Consider the following 21,957-nt stretch of genomic DNA (forward strand, 5'->3'; position numbering starts at 1 on the left):
CGATCGGGCCGAATTGTGGCCCGAATCGCCTAAAACAAGGCCAAATTGCCGCGTTGGTGTTTGTGCATGGCCTGTTCAGTCCATAACGTTCCTGTGAGATCGAGCGCTGTGCTCGACGCCTAGTGTTCACGGAGGGAAGCAGTGAACAAGAGCCAGTTGGTCGAAGCGCTCGCAGTGCACTTCGACGGAAACCGCCGCCAGGCCCAGCACGCACTGGAATCGGTGATCGACACCGTCCAGCGTGAGCTGACCAAGAAGGGTGGCAAGGTCGCCATCACCGGTTTCGGTGCCTTCGAGGCCATCGAGCGTGGGGCGCGCATCGTGCGCAACCCGCGGACCGGTGAGACCAAGCGTGCCAAGAAGACCACGGTTCCGAAGTTCCGCGCAGGTGCGGAGCTGAAGGCCGTCGTCTCCGGCGCGAAGAAGCTGCCGAAGCTGGTGGCCCCGAAGCCGGCCGCGACCGCCACCAAGGCGGCTGCCCCGGCGAAGAAGGCTGCTCCGGTCAAGGCCGCTGCAACCAAGACCGCCGCTGCGAAGAAGACGGTCGCCAAGAAGGCCCCGGCCAAGACGGTTGCCAAGAAGGCGCCGGCGAAGACCGTTGCCAAGAAGGCCCCGGCGAAGAAGGCCCCGGCCAAGAAGGTCGTCGCGAAGAAGGCGCCGGCCAAGAAGGCCCCCGCCAAGAAGGTCGCCGCGAAGCGTACTGCTCGCTGAGCTTCACGCACTGCGGTACACCGCACTACAGCGAAGGCCGGTCACCCCACTCCAGGGGATGACCGGCCTTCGCCGTTGTCCGTGGCAACTACAGCCGGGTCGCGAACTTTACCTTGGTGATCGCGAGCGTGGCACCGGAGCCGCTGGTCTCGATCGTCACTCGTTGGCCGACCCGCAGATGCCGCACCGGGGTGTCCGCGACGGCGTGCACGGTGAACGGGAGCTCGATCCCGGTGTCGGTCAGTACCGCGCCGGAGAACGTCTCGCCGTCGTACCTGCTCACAGTGGCCTGCATGTCAGCAGGCTAGACCCTCGGTCCCGGTCGCGGCACCGAGAACCAGCGACATCACGTCCGCCGTTGCCGGACCGACCCCGAGCTGTACGGCGTGGGCGAGATCCGCCGCGGTGTCGACATCACGACGTACCGACTCGATCCCGGTCAGCTCGATGGGGACCGCCCCGGACGCCTGGTGGGCCAGGGCGGAGCCGACGCCGAAGCGCGGATCCAGCGGTACGCCGGGAGCGGCCGCGAGCAACGTCGTACCGGTGCCGGGCTGGTCGACGACGAAGGAACGCGCGGTGGTACAGGCCGCGAGTACGGCGGTGAGCTCGGCCGGACGGAGCGCGGGAAGGTCCGCGGACAGGGCCGCGATGCCGTTGCCTGCGAACTCCGCAGCCGCCACGGTGGCTCCGTGGAGCAGCGCCTCGTTGAGCCCGGCGGCGGGCAGGTCCGGCACCACGCGGGCACCCTCCGCGGTCACGTCGGCGCCGACCAGCGGGTCGTCGGTGACCACCAGGACGGTGTGCACCAGGGGAGACCTGAGCGCGGCAGCAGTAGTGTCGACAGCGAAGGCACGGGCCAGCTCGGGACGGTGCTGAGGGTAGGCCGCAGCGAGCCGGCTCTTCGCGATCGCCGTACGCTTCACCGGGATCACCAGGGTCCAGGGAGCGACCTGTAGGTCTGCCATCAGGCAGGATTCTCCCATGACCGACGGCGCGTTCGACCACCAGGAGGCAGCAGTGGACAGCAAGGGTGCCGATCCACGGCCGCCGCGCGGATTCTGGTTCGGCATCATCGTGGCGATCGTCAAACCGTTCATGATCGTGTTCACCAAGTGCCGGTTCAGCGGCCGGGAGAACATGCCGCGGCAGGGTGGTGTGGTGTACGTGCCGAACCACATCTCGCATTTCGACCCGGTGGTGCTCGGCTATTTCATCTGGGAGTGCCGGCGGATCCCGCGGTTCCTCGGCAAGGCGTCGGTGTTCAAGGTCCCGGTGCTCGGCAGCATTATCAGCGGGGCCGGGCAGATTCCGGTGTACCGCGATTCCGCGCAGGCCGCGGATGCTTTCCGGGACGCGGTGGCCGCGGTCGAACGCGGTGAGTGCGTGGGCGTTTACCCAGAGGGCACGATCACCCGGGATCCGGCGATGTGGCCGATGACCGGCAAGACCGGCGCGGCCCGGATCGCGTTGATGACCGGTTGCCCGGTGATCCCGGTCGCGAACTGGGGTGCCCAGGAGATCCTGAAGTCCTACACGGGCAAGATCCGGGTCCGGCTGCTGCCGCGGAAGACGCTGCAGGTGCGGGCCGGGGCGCCGGTCGACCTGAGCGCCTTCGAGGGCAAGCCGCTGACCAACCAGCTGTTGCACGAGGCAACCGAGGTGATCATGGCCCGGGTCGCCGGGACGCTCGGCGAGCTGCGCGGCGAGGAACCGCCCAAGGAGCTCTACGACCTGCGCAAGGCCCGACGTGAGGACAAAGAACAATGACGAAGGTTGCGGTGTTCGGAGCCGGATCCTGGGGTACGGCGTTCGCTGTGGTGCTGGCAAATGCGGGTAATCAGGTCTCCGTGTGGGGCCGGCGGGAAGCCCTGTGTGACGCCATCAACTCCCGGCACGAGAACGCCGACTACCTTCCGGGACTGCGACTGCCCGATGCGATCTCCGCGACCCACGACCCCGCGGCGGCCGCGGACGGGGCGGAGGCCGTCGTACTCGCGGTGCCGTCGCAGTCGTTGCGGGCCAACCTCGCGGACTGGGCCGGCGTACTGCCGAACGCCGTACCGCTGGTCAGCCTGATGAAGGGTGTCGAGCTCGGTACGACGAAGCGGATGAGCGAGGTGATCGCCGAGCTCACCGGCGCCGGGCCGGAACGGATCGCGGTCGTCTCCGGACCGAACCTGGCCCGCGAGATCGCCGAGGGGCAGCCGGCCGCGTCGGTCGTGGCGTGCACGGACGAGGGGACCGCGGCCCGGTTGCAGAAGCTGTGCCACTCGCCCACGTTCCGCCCGTACACGAACAACGACGTGATCGGCTGCGAGCTCGGCGGCGCCTGCAAGAACGTGATCGCGCTGGCGGTCGGGATGGCGATCGGGCTTGGCTTCGGCGACAACGCCCGCGCCTCGGTGATCACCCGCGGGCTGGCGGAGATCGCCCGGCTCGGTACGGCGCTGGGCGCCGAGGAGCACACGTTCTCCGGCCTGGCCGGGCTCGGCGATCTGGTCGCGACCTGTTCGTCGCCGCTGTCCCGGAACCGGACGTTCGGCGAGAAGCTCGGCCAGGGCATGTCGGTCGCCGAGATCCTCGGCGGCACCCGGCAGGTCGCGGAGGGCGTGAAGTCCTGCGCCTCGATCAGCGAACTCGCCCACCACCACGACGTCGAGATGCCGATCGCCGAACACGTGACAAAGGTCGTCGCCGGCGAACTGACCCCGAAGGACATGCTCTTCAGCCTGGTCTCCCGCTCGGCGAAGTCGGAGCGCTGGGGATGATCCCGGAGGCGTTCGTTCAGTGCACCGTCGAGCGCGAAGGCGCTGCGGGGGAGGAGTGGCTGGCGGAGCTGCCTGGGATCGTCGACCAACTGCTCGGGAAGTGGGACCTCGAGCAGGAGGGCGACGTACTGCACGGGCAGGTCGGTGTGGTGGTGCCGGTGGTGGGGGACGCCGTACTGAAGGTGTCGTTCCCGCATCCGGGGAACGTGCACGAGCCGGATGCGTTCGAGGCGTGGGAGGGTCGGGGTGCGGTGAAGCTGTACGAGCGCGACGACGCGCAGTACGCGATGCTCCTCGAGCGGGCGCACCCCAGCACGCTGGGCGAGCACACCGAAGACGTCGCCACGATCGCCGGGGATCTGCTCCGCCAGTTGACGATCCCGGCGCCGGACGGCCTGCCGCGGATGTCGGACAAAGCCGAGTCGTGGGCTGTCGAGTTGCGCAAGGATGCGGCCGAGCTGGACCATCCGCTGCCGGACACTGTCGTGGAGGAGGCGATGGCGGTCGTCGACGAGCTGTGTCGCGTGCAGCCGGAGACGCTGGTGCACGGTGACTTTCATGCGCGCAACATCCTGCGTGCGGACCGAGAGCCGTGGCTGGTGGTCGATCCGAAGGGGTACGTCGGCGACCCGGCGTTCGACGCGGCGATCTTCCTGCGGACCCGGGCGTATTACCTGCTCATCGGCGACGGCCTGGACGGCGCCGACCTGCTCCGCCACCTGCAGGCCGAGCTCGGCGAGTTCGCCGAGGCGTCCGGTGTCGACGCCGAACGCATCCGCCGCTGGACCCAGCTGATCGCCGTCCAGTCCTCGTTCTGGGGCCGCCGCAACGGCTTCGCCCGCGCCCGCGGCGGTTCCGAGCTCGATCGGCTGGTCGAGCTGATCGACGAGGTCGCCATCGCCTGGACCAGCTAACCCACCCACCACCGCGTCCCCAAGCCGCTCCCCCGCCTGCCCCGCCTGCCTCGCCTCGTCCCGGCCGCCTCGTCCGTCGCGCCGATCGGCGCCGGCGTCCTCGCGCATCTCGGGGTTGACCGCTGAGATGGTGGCTTGTCGCCTGAAATCTCGGGTGCCAACCCGCAAGCCGAGACGTTGACCCCTCCCGCTGGAGTCGAGAGCAGGCGGCGAGCCGGGAGCCGTGGCGGCGGATCCCCAGGCCATCACAATTGGGGGCGATTGGGGGCAGTGAGCGTGGCGGGGGCAGCCGGGCGGGGATTGTGATGGCCTGGCGATCCGCAGCCGGCGCGATGGGCGGCGCGATGGGCGTTGGTGCTGCCGGTCGGTCCGCTGGCCGCGGTGATTCCGGCGTCGGCGAGATGAAGGTGCCGCATGATGACCTGGTGGCCCGACCGGGGCCCAAGGCCCCTGGCGCTCGTGTCACTTCTGGCGGACAGGTGTTACCGGAGGGAGGTCGAAGTCGTCGTTGCGCATCCGGAGCAGGGCGACGCTGGCTCCGGCGAACCCGACGGCGGCGACCAGGAGACCGATGCCGGCGGCGAGGTGCCCGGGCATGAACGGATGGGTGAAGCCGCCGAGGGCGAGCGCGATCCCCATCCAGGCGGGGGCGACGCGGCTGCGCCACAGCGCGATGCCGAGCAGCAGCAGGCCGAACGCCGAAGCGATCATCCGGGCCCGCTCGGCCGGCCTCGGCGACGACCACTGACACGGGACCGGGTGTGCCCGCACGGCGAGGGCGGCCCGGGGGTCGGCCGATTCATTGCCTTGGCCGACGAACTCGCCGTCCGATGGATCTGGCCCACCGCTGACCCACCTCTGACCTAGCGTTGCGGAATGGACCAGATCGAAGACTTCGTCAACCGAGTTCCGGCCTGGCTGGACCAGACCGGCGCGATGGCCGAGCCGGATCTCGGGCTCCTGCGTGACCTGCTCGAATGCCGCGCCTCGGTACTGGGGATCGGCGATCCGTGGAGCTGGCCGAAGGAGTCGTTGGCCGACACGGTCCTCGAGGTCGCGCCGTACGTGCTGCCGGTCGACGCGGCCTGGCGGGCCGCCGCGGCCGCGACGCTTCCGGTGCTGCGGGACCTGGTCGTCTTCGAGGGCGACGAATCGTCCGCGGAGTCGTTGCGGCGTGATGTCACGCCGGTGCTGGCCGTCCTGACCGGCGGTCTTGGGGAGAAGCTCGTCGATCCCTTCGCCTGGTCGGTGATCCTCCGCATGCAGCACCGTAGAGCGGGCGCGACCGATCGGAAGGCGTGGCTGGCCGAGTTCGACGCGCTGAACTGGGAGGAACGGGATCGTCTGGTCGGTCCGCTGCGGCGCGAGGCGGTGGCGCTCGGCGGTGATCCGTTCGGCGGGGTCACGATCCCCGCTCCGCGTACCGTGCTGCCCTCTGAGGTCGCGGCAACGGCCGGTCAGGCGCCGTTGGCGCTGGCGGTGGTCGAGCTGGCGCGCTGGCTCGTCGCGCAGCCGCCCATCTCGGCCGGCGGTTACCTGGACGACGACACGGTTGCGCATGCGCTGGCCGGGACCACGCTCACCGATGCGGCCGCGGTCCAGGAGGCCTGGCGGATCGCGGCGCTGTCCGACCTGGTGGGCTCGACCGGTGCCCGGGTCGTGCCGGGCCCGCAGTTCGCCGCGTGGCCGGACCTCGGGCGTCGGCTGGAGGCTTGGTGCGCGATGGTGCGCGCCGTGGTCATCGACGTACCGCTGCCCGATCGTGACGAGGTGATGGCGGCGATCTACTCGGCGTACCATCCTGGATTGCCGGCGGACTTCGATGCGGCGATCCGCAGTGACCTCGCGCGGGTCGCGATCGACCGGTTGCGGCGGCTGGGGTTGTTCGACCAGAGCGGTGACAAGCTGAGTCGGCTCGGCGTTCAAGGCCTGCTGCTGAACTGGCTGGGCTGGGACACCCCCGGCCGCTGGAACTTGGTGGCGGGTCCCTGGCGACCGGATCTGACGACGGCCGATATCCGGGCCTGGATCGCCGCGGGCCTGAACGGCGTCGTCGTCGACGAACCTGGACAGGTGTGGCTACGGACCGCCGATCCGCTCGGGTTCGCCGGCCAGCTGGTGGACCTGATGCTCGACTCCGCCGACGGCGTCGAGCGGGGCACGGCGTTCGCCTTCCTCAGCCAGCTGGGATCCGCCGTCACACCGGTGGTCGATCGCTTGAGCGGCACTCGGCTGCACGCCTATCGCGCGATGTGGGTCGGTGGCGGCGCCCCGGCAGAACCGGACCAGTCTCAACTCCAGCTGTTCCTGCGGGATCAGCTGGCGATGCAAGACGCGCTCGCGGCGAAGATCGCGGACCTTCAGCCCGGTGCGCCGGTCGACCTGGGCAGGTTCGACTTCGGCGGCGCGTTGCCGGACTTCGTCCGGGAGCGGATCGGCAACCCGGGTCCGTTGTCGGAGGCCGACCTGGCGAAGCTGCGCCAGACGATGGCCGAGCAACGCGCCGAGATCGCCGAACTGGTGGCCGGCTTCGACGATCCCGTGTAGCTCGGTCCCGCGGCGCTGCGGACGGATTGTGGCCGAGGACAACGACTGGTTCCGCCTGATGGACGTGACCCACCGCTGACCTGGCGTTGCGGCGTGGACCGGGTCGAAGACTTCGTACGCTGTCGTGGCCAGCGGCAACATCCTGACCGGAGGCATGATGACCGAGCTCGAAGCGTCGGAGACGCTGCGGCACTGGGCGCGAACTCGAGGAATGGACGCCGAGTCGATCGGCGGCGACGGCTGGACTGCTGTCGCGCACAGGACCTCGTGGGTCATTGCCCCCCGAGGGCGGTCGGACGCGGTCTACCTCGTCACGTCGACGGGAGTTCAGTCGGTCAACCGAAGCACGCAGTCGCTGGCCGAGGTACTGGCCGACCTGGATTGACCTCGGTGCACGAGTTGCGCAGTACGGCTGACACGGAGCTGGGACGGCGATTGACAGGGTTCAAAGCGGTCACATAGCGTCGTTCGACGTGTCCAGTGCGCGGAAGCTTCGGGTTGGGATCGTCGGCGGCGGCTTCATGGGTCAGGTGCACGGCAGGTCCGCGTTGGTCTCGGGAGCAACCGTGATCGGCGCGGTCGGCTCGTCGCCTTCAAGGGCTGCAGCGGCAGCGGAGGCGACCGGTGCCGAGCGCGGGTTCGCGTCCCTCGACGACCTGCTGGCTGCGGACGTCGACGTCGTCCATGTCTGTACGCCGAACAACACGCACCGCGAGGTGACGCTCAAGGCGCTCGAGGCCGGCAAGCACGTGGTCTGCGAGAAGCCGCTGGCGACCTCGGTGCAGGACGCGACCGGACTCCAGGCGGCTGCGTTGGATGCGGGCCTGGTCGGTGCCGTGCCGTTCGTGTACCGCTACCACCCGATGGTCCGTGAGCTGCGGACCCGGATCGCCGCGGGCGAGGCCGGTGTGATCACCAGCCTGCACGGCTCGTACCTGCAGGACTGGCTGGCCGGCGCCGACGACCAGAACTGGCGCGTCGACGACACCACCGGCGGCCCGTCGCGGACATTCGCGGACATCGGGTCGCACTGGTGCGACCTGACCGAGTTCGTCACCGGCGACCGGATCGCCGCGATCAGCGCGCAGCTGCGGACTGTCCGCTCCGAGCGTGGCGGCGTACCGGTGAAGACCGAGGACCTCGCAACCGCCCAGTTCCGGACCGAGGCCGGGGTGGTCGGGACGATCGTGGTCAGCCAGGTCGCCGCCGGCCGGAAGAACCGCTTGTACCTGGAGGTGTCCGGCACCGAGTCGAGCTTCGGGTTCGACCAGGAGGACCCGGACCGCGTGTGGGTCGGCCGTCGCGACGCTTCGCAACTGCTGACCCGCGACCCCGAGACGCTCAGCCCGCCCGCGGCCCGGGTGAACCGGCTGCCGGCTGGGCACGCGCAGGGGTACCAGGACGCGTTCGACTCGTTCGTCGCCGACAGCTACGCCGCCGTACTGGGTGATCACCCGGACGGCCTCCCCGATTTCGCCGCCGGAGCGCGGTCCGCTCGCGTGGTCGACGCCGTACTGCGGTCTGCTGCCGGCGACTCCGCCTGGATCACCGTCGACAACGCTTAATCGCCCTAACCGCTCTAATCGCTTGGGAGCCACTCAGATGCCTCGTCCGATCACACTGTTCACCGGTCAGTGGGCCGACCTGCCGTTCGAGGAGGTCTGCCAGTTCGCGTCCGAGGCCGGGTACGACGGCGTCGAGATCGCCTGCTCCGGTGACCACTTCGACGTCCAGCAGGCCGTCGACGACGACTCGTACGTGCAGGGCCGCAAGGACATCCTGGAGAAGTACAACCTGCAGGTCTTCGCGATCTCCAACCACCTGGTGGGGCAGGCGGTCTGCGACGACCCGATCGACTTCCGGCACCAGGCGATCGTGCCGTCCCGGATCTGGGGCGACGGCGACGCCGAGGGCGTCCGGCAGCGCGCCGCGGAGGACCTGAAGAACACCGCCCGGGCAGCGAAGAAGCTCGGCGTGAAGACCGTCATCGGCTTCACCGGTTCGTCGATCTGGCAGTACGTCGCGATGTTCCCGCCGGTGCCGGCCGAGCGGATCGAGGCCGGGTACAAGGACTTCGCCGACCGGTGGAACCCGATCCTCGACGTGTTCGACGAAGAGGGCGTGCGGTTCGCGCACGAAGTACACCCGTCCGAGATCGCGTACGACTACTGGACCACGACGCTGACCCTCGAGGCGATCGGTCACCGGGAGGCGTTCGGCCTGAACTGGGACCCGTCGCACATGGTCTGGCAGGACATCGACCCGGTAGCGTTCCTCTGGGACTTCAAGGACCGGATCTACCACGTCGACTGCAAGGACACCCGGATGCGGGTCGGTGGCGGCCGCAACGGCCGGCTCGGGTCGCACCTGCCGTGGGGCGACCCGCGGCGCGGCTGGGACTTCTACTCCACCGGTCACGGCGACGTGCAGTGGGAGGACTGCTTCCGGGTGCTGAACTCGATCGGCTACGACGGCCCGATCTCGGTCGAGTGGGAGGACGCCGGCATGGAGCGCAAGGTCGGCGCCGCGGAGGCGGTCAACGTCATCCGCGCACTCGCCTTCGACAAGCCCACCGCCGCCTTCGACGCCGCCTTCGCCACGGACAAGTAACCCCGCCTACCGGCGCCCCGCCTACCGGCGCCCCGCCAACCGGCGCCGCCCACCGGGGCGACGGTCGCCGGGGCGACGGTCGCCGGGGCGACGGTCGCTCGGCCCCGCCCACCCGGCGACGGTCGCCCGGCAGGGGTTGCCCCCTCAAGTGGAGGGTTACCGCCTCGAATTTCCAGTGGGCAACCCTCCAGACGAGGGGGCAACCCCTGCCGTGGTTGACCCGTAGGCCCGCGGATCGGGTGGGGCGCGGTCAGGTGGGGCGGGTGTCGCGGCCGACGGCGAAGCCTAGTGAGACTTGTACGGCGGCCAGCGTGGCGAACACCGTGAGCGTCGTCCTCCAGCCGCCGGTGACCTGGGTCAGGTAGCCCGCGACGACCGGGCCGGCCGCGGCGAGCGAGTAACCGACCGCCTGCGCCATCCCGGACAGCTGCGTGGTCTCGTGGTGGCCGCGCCCGCGGAGGCTGATCAGCGACAGCGCGGCGACCAGCCCGGCGCCCTGGCCGAGGCCGCCGACGACCGCCCACACGATCGCGAGGTGCGGCGCCACCAGCAGCCCGATCAGCGCGAGCAGGATCGGCGTACTCGCCGTCATCAGGCCCGCCCGCTGGTTGGTCGGGTGCTTCAGCAGGAACGGGATGCTGAGCCCGCCGATCAGCCCGAACACCTGGAACACGAACAGGTGGACGCCGGTGGCGCGCTCGGAGACGCCGCCCGTCGAGCTCTCGATCGTCGGTAGCCAGTTCACGAACAGGTAGAAGCTCGTCGACTGCAGCCCCATGAACCCGGTCACCAGCCACGCCATCGGCTGCCGCCAGACACTCACCGGAGGCGTCTCGTCGTCGGTCGTTGCCGCCGGCATCGGCTCCGGGGAGAGCGTCCGCGGTAGCCAGACGATCGCGACCAGCAGGGCGAGACCGCCCCAGACCGCGAGTGACAGCCGCCAGTCGACGGCGTCGGCGAGCGGTACGGCGAGGATCGACGCGATCGCGGCGCCACCGGTGATGAACGCCGTGTAGATCCCGGTCGCCCGGGACACGTGCGCGGAGTAGTCGCGCTTGATGATCACCGGCACCAGCACGTTCCCGACGGCGATCGCGGCGCCGACCACGGCGGTCCCGATCCAGAGGCCGGCCGGGCCGGCGTACGGGCGGATCGCGCTGCCGGCGGCCAGCACCAGGAGCGAGACGAACACGGCCCGCTCCATCCCGAACCGCCGGGACGCCAGGTGCACCAGGGGAGAGGCGACCGCGAACGCGAGCAGCGGCAGCGTGCCGAGCAGACCCTGTGTGGCCTCACCGAGGTGCAGCGCGTCGCCGATCCGCGGCAGCACCGGACCGACGGCGGTCAGCGCCGGCCGCAGGCTCAGCGCGACCACGAAGGCGGTCGCTGTGATCAGCGACGACCGCTCTCGAGTCATGGGTTCGGCCAGCACTGCCACAACACGCACCTCTCCAACTTCCGATAGAGCTTCCATGTAGATGTCCTACATTTATATACTGTACGGCATGGAGTCCTTGGTGCGGCAGGTGCCGCTCGTGCTGCAGGTGTCGGGGCAGTTCCGGGCGCGGATCGAGTCCGGCGCCTGGCCGCGCGGTTCGCGGATCCCGGGGGAGCACCAGCTCGCGACCGAGCTCGGCGTCAGTCGCGGCACGGTCCGTGAGGCGCTCCGGTCGTTGAGCCTGACCGGCCTGCTGGAACCGCGCGTCGGCGACGGGACGTATGTGCGCGCGACCAACGAGATCAGCGGCGTACTGGTCCGCGACGAGCTGTCCGCGTCACTCACCGACGTGCTCGACGCCCGCGCCGGCATCGAGGCTGCCGCCGCCCGGCTGGCCGCCCGCAAGGCGCAACCGGAGAGCCTGACGGCCCTGGCGGAGGTGCTGGAGGCTCGCGCCGCGACGCTCGAGTCCGGTGACCTGGATGCGTTCGTGGCCGTCGACACCGACTTCCACCGCGGCGTCGTGGTCGCGAGCGGGAACCCGCTGCTGCTCCGGTTGTACGACGCGTTGGCGGAGGTGATGACCGAGTCGATCCACCAGACCGCGACGATCCCGGAGGATCACCGCCTCGGCGACGCGCACGTCGACGTACTGGAAGCGATCCGGGCCGGGGATCCGGAGGCGGCGAGTCAGGCGTCGTACGCGTTGATCGAGACCGTCAAGCTCACGGGGTCCGGCCAGTAGTAGCGGAGGCACACCGGGGTTCCGTTCAGGCGGCGGGGTTCGCCGCCTGGCGGTGGGACGTTCCGGCGATCGCCGCGGATGCCGCCGCGGGCCTCGTAGAACGCCTGCGCGGCTGTGTTCTGTTCGAGCACCCAGAGGTACAGGCCGGTGGGTACGCCGGTCGCGGCACGGGCGAGCAGCTCGGTGCCGATTCCCTGGCCCTTGAGTGGTGCGCGGACATGCAGATTGTCGACAAGTGCGCCGTATGCCGGGTCCGCGTCGAACACCACGTGCGCGAGCCCGATCAGTTGCCCGTCGTACTCCGCCACCGTGGTCCGCGTGCCGTCGCGGTCCGCCAGCCGCTTCGCCCACATCGCCCCGAGGTATTCCGGCGACTCGTCGTCGAGGAACGCGTCCGCGTACGCGCCCCGGTAGTGCCGCCGCCAGCTGTCACCGTGCAGCTCCGCGACCGCGGCCGCATCCTCTGATCCCGCTACCCGAAAGTCCACCCCACGATTCGTATCACCGCTACCGCCTGGCCCGGCCGAATATCCATCACGTGACCACCCGCAGCGGACACCCGGTACCGATCCGCTCGGTGAGGTCGCCCCGCAACCGCGCCAGCTCCGCCATCCGCGCGTCGATCACCTCGACCTTCTCCGCGAACAGTGCCGACAGTGCACCGGCCTGGTCCGGCGCGTCCTGCAACTGGTCGAAGTGCTCGCCGATTTCCGCCAACGTGAACCCGAGCGCCTGCGCCGTCCGCACGTAGTGCAGCCAGGTCACCGCCTCCGGCGCGAAGTCGCGGTACCCGTTGGGCAGCCGCTCGCCGACGAGGAGCCCGATCTTCTCGTAGAACCGCAGCGTGTCCCTCGACAGCTTCGTCCGGTCAGCCAGCTCACCGATCCGCATCCGCTGCTCCGTTCGACTTGACCTTGGACCGCACTCCACTGTTTAGCGTCAAGCGCGTGTCTCCCCACAAGCGCAGTTATCTCACCATTGTCCGCATCAGTGCGTGGTACGACCTGCTGGTCACGGCAGGCTTCGCGACGCCGTGGACGTTCGTACTGGTCCATCGCGTGCTGTCGTCCGTCGGCACCTTCCCGCCGGCCGACACCATGCAGATGCTGTTCGCCAACCTCATGGGGTCGGTGGTCGTCGTCTGGTCGTTGCTCCGGCTGCTCCGCACACTGCCGCTGCACGGGCTGTACGACGGGTTCGCGCGCGGCCTGTTCGCGTGCTGGCAGGCCTATGCCCTGGCCCACGGAGCGAGCCGGGTGCTGCTGGCGTTCCTCGTCGTCGAGGTCAGTTTTGGCGTCCTTCAGTTGCTGCCGTGGCTGCGGGACGCGTTGCGAGGACGCGGGCGAACACGGCCAGCCCGGCCGCCAGTGCGGTGACGACGATGAACGACATGGTCAGGCTGCTGGCCTGGGCGATGCCGCCGATGATCGACGGGGCGACCAGGCCGGACGCGTAGGTGATGGTGGCGACGCCGGCGATCGCCTGGCTGGCGTTGCCGCCGGTGCGGCCGGCGGCGGCGAAGGCGAGCGGTACGACGACCGCGATGCCGACGCCGATCAGCCCGAAGCCGATCATCGCGACGATCGCGTCCGGCGCGACGACCACGAGCAACCCGCCGAGGGTCGCGATCACACCGCTGGCCCGCACCGTACGAACCGCACCGAACCGGTCCACGACAGCGTCGCCGGTGATCCGCGCGATCGCCATCGTCAACGCGAACCCGGTCGTCGCGCCGGCCGCGACCCCGGCCGAGCTGTCCAGGATGTCGCGCAGGTACACCGCCGACCAGTCCAGGCTCGCGCCCTCCGCGAACACCGCACAGAATCCGACCGCTCCGATCAGCAACGCCGACTTCGGCGGCAACGCGAACCGCGCCGGCGGCTCCTCGTCCTCCTCCGGATGCAGGTTCAGCACGAACTGGCAGACCACCGCACCGACGATCGTCAGGACGACGGCCGCGACCGTGTGGTGGATCTGCGCGCTGACGTTCGCATGGGCCGCGATCGTGCCGACCGCGGAGCCGATCAGCGCGCCCACGCTCCACAGCCCGTGCAGCCCGGACATGATCGACTTCTTCAGCCGCCGTTCGATCTCGACGCCGAGCGCGTTCATCGCCACGTCGGCCATCCCCGCCGTACCGCCGTAGATCAGCAGAGCGGCGCACAACGTCAGCAGGCCGGGCGCGAACGACGGCAGGATCAGCGCCAGCGTCCACAACGCGAGCAGCCCGCGGAGTGCGGTCCGGGTGCCGAACCGATGGCTGACCCGGGCGGCGAGCGGCATCATCAGCGCCGCGCCGAGGGCCGGGAACGCGAGCGCCAGCCCGAGCTGCCCGGCGGACAGTCCGGCGTGCTCCTGGATCCACGGCACCCGGGTCGCGAACGATCCGGTCACCGACCCGTGGACGCAGAAGACCGCGGCGACGGCGTACCGGGAGCGCTTGACGAGCGTGGTGTCATCTGTCACAAGTGAACACGCTATCTGTTTGAACGATCAGGCGGATGGTAGTTTTTTGCGCATGAGAAGTGCGGAACGGCACCAAGTGATCGTAGAACGCCTACGAGCCGTCGACCGAGTGTCGGTCCAGGAACTGGTCGAGGCCACCGAGGCGTCGGACATGACGGTCCGCCGCGATCTCGACTTCCTGGCGGTGCAGGGCGTGCTGAAACGCGTCCACGGGGGCGCGGTGTCCGCGATGCCGTCCGGTCTGGAGCCGCCGCACTCGCTTCGTTCGCAGGCCGCCGTCGCCGCCAAGCAGGCGATCGCCCGCGCCGCCGTCGCGCACCTCCGCGACGGCGAGACGATCGTCCTGGACGGCGGCACGACGGCACTCGAGACCGCCAGGCTGCTGCACGACCGCGCGCTGACTGTCATGCCGCTCTCGCTGCACGTCGCGCACGAGTTGGCGGACGCGCCACGGATCCGGCTGCTGATACCGGGCGGCGAGGCGCGCAAGGGCGAGCTCTCGCTGGTCGGCCCGCTGACCGTGGCGTCGTTGCGGGCGCTGCGCTTCGACGCCGCCGTACTGAGCCCGTGCGCTTTCAGCCTGGATGCCGGACTGACCGCGTTCGACCTGGGTGACGCCGAGGTCAAGCAGGAGGCGATGAACGTCGCCACCCGCACGATCGTGCTCGCCGACGGCGCCAAGTGGGACCGCGCCGCACTCGCCTACGTCTGCCCGGCGGACCGCCCCGACCTGATCATCACCGACGACTCCGCACCCGAGGACCAACGAACCGTGCTCACCCAACGCGGCGCCCTGGTAGAGGTCGCCTCTTGAACGCCGTCGACCTACAACTCCAGACCGCCCCACCCCGCGCCGCTCGCGTTGCCACCTGGCTGTACTTCGGGCTGAACGGGTTCGCCGTCGGCATGTGGGTGGTGCACATCCCGAGCATCGAGCAGAGGACCGGGATCACCCACAGCACGCTCGGGCTGCTCCTGCTGGTGCTCGGCGCCGCAGCCTTCACCGGCATGCAGGTCGCCGGGCCACTTGTCGACAAGATCGGCCAGCGCCGGCTGGTCCCGGCGGCCGGGATCCTGCTCGGTATCGCGCTCGCCGGCCCCGGGCTGGCCACGAACTGGTGGACTCTCGGCCTCGCGCTGATCTTCGTCGGCTTCGGCAACGGCTCGATCGACGTCGGGATGAACGCGCAGGCCGTGGTGGTCGAGCGCGGCTACCCGCGGCCGATCATGGCCGCGTTCCACGCGATGTGGTCGATCGGCGGTGCGATCGCCGCGGTCGTCGGCGCGGCCACGTTGCGGGCCGGCGTACCGACCGAGGTCACGCTCGCACTGGCCGGCGTGGTCTGCATCGTGCTGTCGCTGATCGCCAGCCGATTCTTGCTGGAGGCAACCGAACCCGCCGGGGAAGTGGACGAGGCGCCGCGGACGAAGCCGTCGGCCAAGCTCGTCTGGGCGCTCGGCGGGCTCGCCTTCGGCCTGATGCTGTCCGAGGGGGTCGCCAACGACTGGGCGGCGCTGCACTTCCGCGACGTCCTCGGTACGTCGGTCAGCACGGCCGCCTACGCGTACGCCGCGTTCGCGGTGGCGATGACCGTCGGACGCTTCCTCACCGACCGGGTCGCCGTCGTCGTCGGCCCGGCCGCGATCGTGCGCTGGGGTGCCGCGATGGCAGCGGTCGGCCTGACGCTGGTGATCGTGGTCCCGTGGGTGCCCGTCGCGCTCGTCGGCTGGGCGGTCTTCGGCCTCGGCCTGGCCGGCGGCGTACCACAGCTGTTCACCGCCGCCGGCAACCTCGACCCGCGGTCCTCGGGCGCGCTGATGGCCCGTGTGGTCGGCCTCGGGTACGTCGGCCTGCTGGCCGGCCCGGCGCTGATCGGCGGCCTCGCGCACTGGATGCCGCTGAACGTCGCGTTCGTCCTGCCGGTCGTGCTCTGCGTACTGACGTTCTTCGGCGGACCGGTGCTCAACTCGAAGAGGAACTGAGCGCCTGCTCGAGGTCGGCCCACAGATCCGCGGGGTGCTCGATCCCGACGGACAGGCGGATCAGGTCCTCGGGGATGGTCGGGACCTCGATCGGCCAGCGGCGGCGGCGTTCGAGCAGCGACTCGACGCCGCCGAGGCTGGTGGCGTGGACCCACAGCCGGGTGCTCTCGCAGACCTTCTGGGCTCCGGGGGCGTCGCCGCCGAGTTCGATCGCGAGGATCGCGCCGAAGCCGGACATCTGCGCCGCGGCCCGGGCGTGACCGGGATCGCCGGGCAGCCCGGGGTACCGGACCCGGCTGACCCGGGGGTGCTGCAGCAGGCGCTCGGCGAGGTACGCCGCGGTCGACTGCGCGCGGTCGAGCCGGAGCGCGAGCGTCCGCAGACCGCGGAGCGCGAGCCAGGCGTCCATCGAGCCGGGGATCGCCCCGAGGCTGCGGCGGCGCAGCTCGATCGCGGACCAGAGGCCGTCGTCGGCGGTGACCACGGCGCCGAGGATCACGTCCGAGTGGCCGGCGATGAACTTGGTGGCCGAGTGCATCACCACGTCGGCGCCGAGCCGCAACGGCTGCTGCAGCAGGGGAGTGGCGAAGGTGTTGTCGACGACCACGGTCGCGCCGGCGGCATGGGCGGCCGCGGCGAGGGCCGGGATGTCGGCGACCTCCATCGCGGGGTTGGTCGGTGACTCGATCCACAGCAGGTCGGCGCCGTCGACGTCGACCGCCTCGGTGTCCGCGATGTCGGCGCGCTGGACGGTGAGCCGGCCGGTTTCGGCGTACTGGTCGAGGAGTGCGAGGACCCCGGAGTACGCGTGCTGCGGCGCCACCACGCGACCGCCGACGGGGACCAGGTCGATCACCGCCGCGGCCGCCGCCATCCCGGAGGCGAAGCTCAGCGCCCGGCCGCCTTCGAGCTGACCGAGGGTGTCCTCGAGCGCGGTCCAGGCGTCGTTGCCGAACCGTCCGTACCCGCGATCGCCGCCGGCCACGTACGTCGAGCTGAACACCGGCGACGGTCCGACGGGGGCGTTCGGCACACGCTCCGGGCGGCCGGCGTGGACGACGACGGTGGACGGGTCGAGGTCAGGAGTCATACGCACATCCTCCAGCTACGTCCGAAGATCCGAGGTCCAGGGCCCACAGTTCTTCGGACGCAAGGGGGTCAGCGGGAGCTGGGGAGGGGGAGGTCGCCGGTTTCCAGGAGCGCCATCGCCTGCCGGGCGAGTTGGCGGGCGTCGACGGCGCCTGGGCTGTCGACCCAGACCCGGACCACGTTCTCGATGATGTTCATCGTGATCCCGGCGGACAGCGCCGCGACGAACTCCGCGCGCAGCGGGTCGCCCGGCAATCGCTGTACCAGCGCGGCCGCGAGGTCGTTGCGGAACCGCCAGATCAGCTCGTTGAGGTGTGCGCTCACCGACCCGTTCCGCTCGGCCAGGTCGAACACCGCACGGACCCGGTCGGGGTTGCTCTCCAGCTGTTCGAGGACGCGCTCGACCACGGTCCGCAAACCGTCGCGGAGGTCCAGCGCGGGCTGGTGGTGGAACCAGCTGACGGCGTCGGCCAGGCAGTCGTCGACGAACTCGAGGACCAGCGTCTCCTTGGTCGGGAAGTACCGGTACAGCGTGCTCGGCCCGACCTCGGCGGCGGCCGCGATCTGCTCGACCGTGGTCCGGCCGAATCCGTGGTCGCAGAACAGCTCGAACGCCTTGTCCGCGATCAGCCGGCGGGTCCGCTCCCGCTTCACCTCGCGCAGTCCCATGGCGGGCAGGTTACCGCGTGCGACTCGCCGAAGGGTGTTCCGAATCGGAAGCGTCCGCCATATGGTAGTCACTACCAAATTCTCCGTGAGGGGTTGCCGATGACCGAGAGCTTTCCCGTCCGCAGGCCGTCCGGCTGCCCGTTCGACCCGGCACCCGAGTACGCCGGTTACCGCCGTACCGAGGCGCCCGCGAAGGTGTCCACGCCGGCCGGCGTCGACGCGTACGTGATCAGCCGGTACGACGACGTCCGCACGCTGCTCCGGGACACCCGGCTCAGCTCGCGACTGGCGCCGTCCGAGCACGTCGTACCGGACGCGGACCTGGACCGCGAGGTGGAGTCGGGCTCGATCCTGCAGGCCGACGGGGCGGCGCACAAACGGCTGCGCCGGATGCTCGCGACCGAGTTCGCGGTGAAGCGGATGGAGGCGCTGCGCCCGCGGGTCGCGGCGATGGTCGAGGAACGGATCGACGCCATGCTGGACTCTTCCCCCACCCCACCACCCCGGTCAGGACCGGCCGCCGACGGGCCGGTCGATCTGGTGCAGGAGTTCGCGCTGCCGATCCCGTCGCTGGTGATCTGCGAGCTGCTCGGCGTCCCGTACGCGGACCGCGACGAGTTCCAGGAGCGGAGCGCCCAGCTCGTCCGGGTCGACGGGTGGACCGAGGAGAGCCAGCGGGCCAGCGACGACCTGAACCAGTACATCGTCGGCCTGGTGCTGGCGAAGCAGGCGCATCGCGAGGACGACATCCTGTCCCGGCTGATCACCCGCGGCGAGGAGCTCGGTACGCCGTTGAGCATCGAGGAGCTGGTGTCGGTCGGCGTCACGTTGCTGATCGCCGGCCACGAGACGACCGCGAACATGATCGCGCTCAGCACGCTCGCGCTGCTGCGGAATCCTGCGCAGCTCGACCTGCTCCGTTCGGATCCGTCCACAGTGCCGGCCGCCGTGGAGGAGCTGCTCCGGTACCTGTCGGTGGTGCACTTCGGGCTGTTCCGGCAGGTGACCGACGACTTGACGGTCGGATCGTCGACGATCGGCGCGGGCGACTACCTGATCGCCGCGCTGTCGTCGGCGAACCGCGACGAGAGCGTGTTCCCGGACCCGGACCGGCTGGATCTGGAACGGGACGCCGCGGCGCACGTCGCGTTCGGGTTCGGGCCGCACCAGTGCATCGGGCAGCAGCTCGCGCGGCTCGAGCTGCAGGAGGTGTTCACGCGGTTGTTCGCGCGGATCCCGACGCTGCGGCTCGCCGTACCGTTCGAGGAGGTCGACTACCGGGAGAACACGCTCGTGTACGGAGTGACAGCGTTGCCAGTCACCTGGGACGTGCCGATCTGAACGCTTCTTAACCGAACCCCGGTCGGATCATGATCTCCGGACCGCTACAGTCGAGCCGGTGAGTGAGTACTCGGAAGACAAGCGCAAGCCCCGGGTCGCCGTCGTGTTCGGCGGCCGGTCGAGCGAGCACGCCATCTCCTGCGTGACCGCGGCGAACGTCCTGCAGGTCATCGACCGGGACAGGTACGACGTCGTCCCGGTCGGGATCAGTACCAGCGGGCACTGGGTGCTGGAGAGCGGCGATCCCGAGCGGCTGTCGATCACCGACGGCAAGCTCCCCGAGGTCGACGTCACCGCGATGCCGGTGCTGTTCGGCGCGAACCGCGAGCTCGTGGTCAGCGAGCCCGACCAGGTGCCGAGCACGCTCGGCGAGGTCGACGTGGTGTTCCCGCTGCTGCACGGCCCGTGGGGCGAGGACGGCACCATCCAGGGCCTGCTCGAGATGTCGGACATCCGGTACGTCGGGTCCGGGGTGCTGGCCAGCGCCGTCGGCATGGACAAGCACTACATGAAGGTCGTGTTCCAGGCCGCCGGCCTCGAGGTCACGCCGTACGTCGTGATCCGGGACCGGGACTGGCGGCAGGACCCGGCCGGCTGCCGGGAGGCCGTCGACGCGCTCGGCTACCCGGTGTTCGTGAAGCCGTGCCGCGGCGGGTCGAGCCTCGGGATCACCAAGGTGAACAGCCTGGACGAGCTCGACGGCGCGATGGTCGAGGCCCGTGCGCACGACCCGAAGGTGATCGTCGAGGCCTCGGCGAAGGACCCGCGCGAGATCGAGGTCGGCGTACTCGGCGGGCTGGACGGCACCAAGCCCGAGGTCAGCGTCTGCGGCGAGGTCGCGGTGTCCGGCGGCGGGCACGACTTCTACGACTTCGAGACCAAGTACCTGCCGGAGGGCGAGGAGTACCTGGCGCTCTCGGTGCCGGCCGACCTGCCCGCGGAGCTCGCGAACGAGATCCGCGCCAAGGCGCTGACCGCGTTCGACGCGATCGAGGCCGAGGGGCTGGCCCGGGTCGACTTCTTCGTCGACGCGGACAACCGGGTGATCATCAACGAGATCAACACGATGCCCGGATTCACGCCGACCAGCATGTTCCCGCGGCTGTGGGCAGCCACCGGCAAGGACTACGCGAGCCTGGTCGAGCACCTGCTGCAGCTCGCGATGAACCGCCCGACCGGTCTCCGCTGACCCGTCGGCATGGCGCTCGTCGACACGCAGTACGGGCCGGTCCTGGGGACCGACGCGCTCGCGTTCAAGGGCATCCCGTACGCCGCGCCGCCGGTCGGGCCGGACCGCTTCCGGGCGCCGCGCCCGCCGGAGCCGTGGAGCGCGCCGCTGAACGCGACGGCGTACGGGCCGACGGCGCCGCAGACCGGCGCCGTCGGCCCGCTGGCCGAGTTCGTCCCGCGGGCCATCATCCCGGGCGACGACTACCTGAACCTGAACGTCTGGTCGCCGGACCTGGGCGGGAACGCGCCGGTGATGGTGTTCATCCACGGCGGATCGTTCACCAGCGGGTCCGGTGCGCTCTCGGTGTACGACGGCAGCCGGTTCGCGCGCGACGGTGTCGTGCTGGTGACGATCAACTACCGGCTCGGCGCGGACGGGTTCCTGTGGTTCGGTGACGGTACGCCGAACCTCGGGCTGCTGGACCAGATCGCGGCGCTGACCTGGGTCCGCGACAACATCGCGGGGTTCGGCGGCGACCCCGGCAACGTGACGATCTTCGGTGAGTCGGCCGGTGCGATGAGCGTCTGCACACTGCTCGCGATGCCGGCCGCCGCGGGTCTGTTCCACCGCGCGATCGCCGAGTCCGGTGCGGCGCACAACACGATCGGCGCCGCCACCGCCCGGCTGGTCGGCGAACGGCTGGCCGCGATCCTCGGGACAGCGCCGACCCGTGAGGCGATCGCCGGCGTACCGGTCGAGCGGCTGCTCGCGGCGCAGGACCAGCTCGGCCAGCAAGTGATGGAGAGGCCACGGGCGAAGGTGTGGGGCGACGTCGCGCGCACGCTGCTGCCGTTCAGCCCGGTGGTCGACGGTGAGCTGCTGCCGGCGCCGCCGATCGACCGCATTCGGGCCGGTGCGGCCGCGGACATCGACCTGCTGATCGGTACCAACAGCGAGGAGGCGCGGCTCTTCCTGATCCCGACCGGAGCCGCCGCCAAGATCAGCACTCCGCTGCTGTACGCCGCCACCCGGATGCGCTTCGGGTTGTCGATGAACGGCGTCCGCCGGTACCGCGCGAACCGCCCGGACGCCACGCCCGGCGAGGTGCTGGCCGCGATCATGACCGACTCGTACTACCGCATCCCCGCGATCCGGCTGGCCGAGGCGCATTCCAGGACGCACATCTACGAGTTCGGCTGGCGGTCGCCGGCCTGCAACGGGACCCTCGGCGCCTGCCATGTGATCGAGCTGCCGTTCGTCTTCGACAACCTGGACGACCCGTCGATCGCGCCGATGCTCGGTGCCAGGCCGCCGCAGCACCTCGCGGACCTGGTGCACAAGTCGTGGGTCGACTTCGCGAAGACCGGCGATCCGGGCTGGCCGCCGTACACCCGTCCCGAACGCCTCAGCCGCTACTTCGCGAGCGCTTCCGGCACCACCACCAACGACCGCCCCGACGAACGCACCCGCTGGCCCCACCGCTAACCCAACGCCTGGCCCCA

The 21,957-nt window shown here is 70.3% G+C and carries 24 protein-coding genes; 15 read left to right on the forward strand and 9 right to left on the reverse strand.

Features of this window, described 5'->3' with window-relative positions; all coding sequences use genetic code 11:
* Positions 1 to 141 precede the first annotated feature (141 nt).
* Positions 142 to 711, forward strand: coding sequence for an HU family DNA-binding protein (locus JOF29_RS11130; RefSeq protein WP_209694123.1), 570 nt, complete (start codon positions 142 to 144; stop codon positions 709 to 711).
* 88 nt (positions 712 to 799) lie between these two features.
* Here JOF29_RS11130 and JOF29_RS11135 read toward each other — a convergent pair whose 3' ends face one another.
* Together JOF29_RS11135 and cofC are read right to left on the reverse strand one after the other, a co-directional pair.
* A complete protein-coding gene (locus JOF29_RS11135; protein WP_209694124.1) occupies positions 800 to 1,006 on the reverse strand; it encodes a hypothetical protein in 207 nt (68 codons plus the stop codon).
* Between the two features lies 1 nt (position 1,007).
* Entirely contained in the window at positions 1,008 to 1,679 is a 672-nt protein-coding gene (gene cofC / locus JOF29_RS11140; protein WP_209694125.1) for a 2-phospho-L-lactate guanylyltransferase, read from the reverse strand.
* Positions 1,680 to 1,695: 16 nt separating this feature from the next.
* On the opposite strand from cofC, the gene JOF29_RS11145 reads away from it, so the two are divergent.
* From JOF29_RS11145 to JOF29_RS11155, 3 genes are read left to right on the forward strand one after another with little or no spacing between them, the layout of a single operon-like run.
* A complete protein-coding gene (locus JOF29_RS11145) occupies positions 1,696 to 2,481 on the forward strand; it encodes a lysophospholipid acyltransferase family protein (protein ID WP_209694126.1) in 786 nt (261 codons plus the stop codon).
* A complete protein-coding gene (locus tag JOF29_RS11150) occupies positions 2,478 to 3,482 on the forward strand; it encodes an NAD(P)H-dependent glycerol-3-phosphate dehydrogenase (RefSeq protein WP_209694127.1) in 1,005 nt (334 codons plus the stop codon). The genes JOF29_RS11145 and JOF29_RS11150 overlap by 4 nt, the downstream gene beginning before the upstream one ends.
* Complete coding sequence (locus JOF29_RS11155; RefSeq protein ID WP_209694128.1) at positions 3,479 to 4,396, forward strand: aminoglycoside phosphotransferase family protein; 918 nt, start codon at positions 3,479 to 3,481, stop codon at positions 4,394 to 4,396. The genes JOF29_RS11150 and JOF29_RS11155 overlap by 4 nt, the downstream gene beginning before the upstream one ends.
* A gap of 462 nt (positions 4,397 to 4,858) precedes the next feature.
* Here JOF29_RS11155 and JOF29_RS11160 read toward each other — a convergent pair whose 3' ends face one another.
* Positions 4,859 to 5,107: a hypothetical protein gene (locus JOF29_RS11160; protein WP_209694129.1), complete on the reverse strand. Its 249-nt coding sequence runs from the start codon at positions 5,105 to 5,107 to the stop codon at positions 4,859 to 4,861.
* Positions 5,108 to 5,272: 165 nt separating this feature from the next.
* Here JOF29_RS11160 and JOF29_RS11165 point away from each other — a divergent pair, with 165 nt between their 5' ends.
* From JOF29_RS11165 to JOF29_RS11180, 4 genes are all read left to right on the forward strand, one after another.
* Positions 5,273 to 6,943: a hypothetical protein gene (locus JOF29_RS11165; RefSeq protein WP_209694130.1), complete on the forward strand. Its 1,671-nt coding sequence runs from the start codon at positions 5,273 to 5,275 to the stop codon at positions 6,941 to 6,943.
* Between the two features lie 124 nt (positions 6,944 to 7,067).
* Entirely contained in the window at positions 7,068 to 7,328 is a 261-nt protein-coding gene (locus JOF29_RS11170) for a hypothetical protein (RefSeq protein ID WP_209694131.1), read from the forward strand.
* 88 nt (positions 7,329 to 7,416) lie between these two features.
* Positions 7,417 to 8,508 (forward strand): Gfo/Idh/MocA family protein, encoded by a 1,092-nt coding sequence (locus JOF29_RS45230; RefSeq protein WP_307863256.1) that lies wholly within the window; start codon positions 7,417 to 7,419, stop codon positions 8,506 to 8,508.
* A 37-nt stretch (positions 8,509 to 8,545) separates the two neighbouring features.
* Positions 8,546 to 9,553, forward strand: coding sequence for a sugar phosphate isomerase/epimerase family protein (locus JOF29_RS11180; protein ID WP_209694132.1), 1,008 nt, complete (start codon positions 8,546 to 8,548; stop codon positions 9,551 to 9,553).
* A gap of 250 nt (positions 9,554 to 9,803) precedes the next feature.
* On the opposite strand, the gene JOF29_RS11185 is transcribed toward JOF29_RS11180, so the two are convergent.
* Positions 9,804 to 11,000, reverse strand: coding sequence for a CynX/NimT family MFS transporter (locus JOF29_RS11185; protein ID WP_209694133.1), 1,197 nt, complete (start codon positions 10,998 to 11,000; stop codon positions 9,804 to 9,806).
* 58 nt (positions 11,001 to 11,058) lie between these two features.
* Here JOF29_RS11185 and JOF29_RS11190 point away from each other — a divergent pair, with 58 nt between their 5' ends.
* Complete coding sequence (locus tag JOF29_RS11190; RefSeq protein ID WP_209694134.1) at positions 11,059 to 11,736, forward strand: FadR/GntR family transcriptional regulator; 678 nt, start codon at positions 11,059 to 11,061, stop codon at positions 11,734 to 11,736.
* On the opposite strand, the gene JOF29_RS11195 is transcribed toward JOF29_RS11190, so the two are convergent.
* Both JOF29_RS11195 and JOF29_RS11200 read right to left on the reverse strand, forming a co-directional pair.
* The gene (locus JOF29_RS11195) at positions 11,682 to 12,224 is read right to left on the reverse strand and encodes a GNAT family N-acetyltransferase (RefSeq protein ID WP_209694135.1); all 543 of its coding nucleotides are present in this window, start codon (positions 12,222 to 12,224) and stop codon (positions 11,682 to 11,684) included. The genes JOF29_RS11190 and JOF29_RS11195 overlap by 55 nt on opposite strands.
* Positions 12,225 to 12,270: 46 nt before the next feature.
* Complete coding sequence (locus JOF29_RS11200) at positions 12,271 to 12,627, reverse strand: MerR family transcriptional regulator (protein WP_209694136.1); 357 nt, start codon at positions 12,625 to 12,627, stop codon at positions 12,271 to 12,273.
* A gap of 56 nt (positions 12,628 to 12,683) precedes the next feature.
* Here JOF29_RS11200 and JOF29_RS11205 point away from each other — a divergent pair, with 56 nt between their 5' ends.
* Positions 12,684 to 13,112, forward strand: a complete 429-nt coding sequence (locus JOF29_RS11205; RefSeq protein ID WP_209694137.1) for a hypothetical protein — start codon at positions 12,684 to 12,686, stop codon at positions 13,110 to 13,112.
* Here the strand turns inward: JOF29_RS11205 and JOF29_RS11210 are convergent.
* Positions 13,021 to 14,202 carry an MFS transporter gene (locus JOF29_RS11210; RefSeq protein WP_209694138.1) on the reverse strand — a complete coding sequence of 394 codons (1,182 nt, stop codon included), beginning with the start codon at positions 14,200 to 14,202 and terminating at the stop codon, positions 13,021 to 13,023. The genes JOF29_RS11205 and JOF29_RS11210 overlap by 92 nt on opposite strands.
* A 52-nt stretch (positions 14,203 to 14,254) precedes the next feature.
* Here JOF29_RS11210 and JOF29_RS11215 point away from each other — a divergent pair, with 52 nt between their 5' ends.
* Positions 14,255 to 15,016 carry a DeoR/GlpR family DNA-binding transcription regulator gene (locus JOF29_RS11215; RefSeq protein WP_209694139.1) on the forward strand — a complete coding sequence of 254 codons (762 nt, stop codon included), beginning with the start codon at positions 14,255 to 14,257 and terminating at the stop codon, positions 15,014 to 15,016.
* Positions 15,013 to 16,185 (forward strand): MFS transporter, encoded by a 1,173-nt coding sequence (locus JOF29_RS11220; protein ID WP_209694140.1) that lies wholly within the window; start codon positions 15,013 to 15,015, stop codon positions 16,183 to 16,185. Before JOF29_RS11215 ends, JOF29_RS11220 begins: the two co-directional genes overlap by 4 nt.
* Here JOF29_RS11220 and JOF29_RS11225 read toward each other — a convergent pair.
* Both JOF29_RS11225 and JOF29_RS11230 read right to left on the reverse strand, forming a co-directional pair.
* Entirely contained in the window at positions 16,166 to 17,275 is a 1,110-nt protein-coding gene (locus tag JOF29_RS11225; protein WP_209694141.1) for a trans-sulfuration enzyme family protein, read from the reverse strand. The genes JOF29_RS11220 and JOF29_RS11225 overlap by 20 nt on opposite strands.
* 68 nt (positions 17,276 to 17,343) lie before the next feature.
* On the reverse strand, positions 17,344 to 17,943 hold the full coding sequence (locus JOF29_RS11230; protein ID WP_209694142.1) for a TetR/AcrR family transcriptional regulator: 600 nt from the start codon (positions 17,941 to 17,943) through the stop codon (positions 17,344 to 17,346).
* 99 nt (positions 17,944 to 18,042) lie between these two features.
* Between JOF29_RS11230 and JOF29_RS11235 the strand changes: the two genes are divergently transcribed.
* From JOF29_RS11235 to JOF29_RS11245, 3 genes are read left to right on the forward strand one after another with little or no spacing between them, the layout of a single operon-like run.
* Complete coding sequence (locus JOF29_RS11235; RefSeq protein ID WP_209694143.1) at positions 18,043 to 19,284, forward strand: cytochrome P450; 1,242 nt, start codon at positions 18,043 to 18,045, stop codon at positions 19,282 to 19,284.
* Between the two features lie 58 nt (positions 19,285 to 19,342).
* On the forward strand, positions 19,343 to 20,473 hold the full coding sequence (locus JOF29_RS11240; protein ID WP_209694144.1) for a D-alanine--D-alanine ligase family protein: 1,131 nt from the start codon (positions 19,343 to 19,345) through the stop codon (positions 20,471 to 20,473).
* Between the two features lie 9 nt (positions 20,474 to 20,482).
* Positions 20,483 to 21,940 (forward strand): carboxylesterase/lipase family protein, encoded by a 1,458-nt coding sequence (locus JOF29_RS11245; protein WP_209694145.1) that lies wholly within the window; start codon positions 20,483 to 20,485, stop codon positions 21,938 to 21,940.
* Positions 21,941 to 21,957 lie beyond the last annotated feature (17 nt).

Source organism: Kribbella aluminosa (genome assembly GCF_017876295.1).
Taxonomy (GTDB): Bacteria; Actinomycetota; Actinomycetes; order Propionibacteriales; family Kribbellaceae; genus Kribbella; species Kribbella aluminosa.

What these genes read in the sequence shown, in the direction of transcription:
- JOF29_RS11135 (WP_209694124.1), bottom strand. Translation starts at nt 1,006, where the DNA reads ATGCAGGCCACTGTGAGCAGGTACGACGGCGAGACGTTCTCCGGCGCG.
- cofC (WP_209694125.1), bottom strand. Translation starts at nt 1,679, where the DNA reads ATGGCAGACCTACAGGTCGCTCCCTGGACCCTGGTGATCCCGGTGAAG.
- JOF29_RS11145 (WP_209694126.1), top strand. Translation starts at nt 1,696, where the DNA reads ATGACCGACGGCGCGTTCGACCACCAGGAGGCAGCAGTGGACAGCAAG.
- JOF29_RS11150 (WP_209694127.1), top strand. Translation starts at nt 2,478, where the DNA reads ATGACGAAGGTTGCGGTGTTCGGAGCCGGATCCTGGGGTACGGCGTTC.
- JOF29_RS11155 (WP_209694128.1), top strand. Translation starts at nt 3,479, where the DNA reads ATGATCCCGGAGGCGTTCGTTCAGTGCACCGTCGAGCGCGAAGGCGCT.
- JOF29_RS11160 (WP_209694129.1), bottom strand. Translation starts at nt 5,107, where the DNA reads ATGATCGCTTCGGCGTTCGGCCTGCTGCTGCTCGGCATCGCGCTGTGG.
- JOF29_RS11165 (WP_209694130.1), top strand. Translation starts at nt 5,273, where the DNA reads ATGGACCAGATCGAAGACTTCGTCAACCGAGTTCCGGCCTGGCTGGAC.
- JOF29_RS11180 (WP_209694132.1), top strand. Translation starts at nt 8,546, where the DNA reads ATGCCTCGTCCGATCACACTGTTCACCGGTCAGTGGGCCGACCTGCCG.
- JOF29_RS11190 (WP_209694134.1), top strand. Translation starts at nt 11,059, where the DNA reads ATGGAGTCCTTGGTGCGGCAGGTGCCGCTCGTGCTGCAGGTGTCGGGG.
- JOF29_RS11200 (WP_209694136.1), bottom strand. Translation starts at nt 12,627, where the DNA reads ATGCGGATCGGTGAGCTGGCTGACCGGACGAAGCTGTCGAGGGACACG.
- JOF29_RS11215 (WP_209694139.1), top strand. Translation starts at nt 14,255, where the DNA reads ATGAGAAGTGCGGAACGGCACCAAGTGATCGTAGAACGCCTACGAGCC.
- JOF29_RS11225 (WP_209694141.1), bottom strand. Translation starts at nt 17,275, where the DNA reads ATGACTCCTGACCTCGACCCGTCCACCGTCGTCGTCCACGCCGGCCGC.
- JOF29_RS11230 (WP_209694142.1), bottom strand. Translation starts at nt 17,943, where the DNA reads ATGGGACTGCGCGAGGTGAAGCGGGAGCGGACCCGCCGGCTGATCGCG.
- JOF29_RS11235 (WP_209694143.1), top strand. Translation starts at nt 18,043, where the DNA reads ATGACCGAGAGCTTTCCCGTCCGCAGGCCGTCCGGCTGCCCGTTCGAC.
- JOF29_RS11245 (WP_209694145.1), top strand. Translation starts at nt 20,483, where the DNA reads ATGGCGCTCGTCGACACGCAGTACGGGCCGGTCCTGGGGACCGACGCG.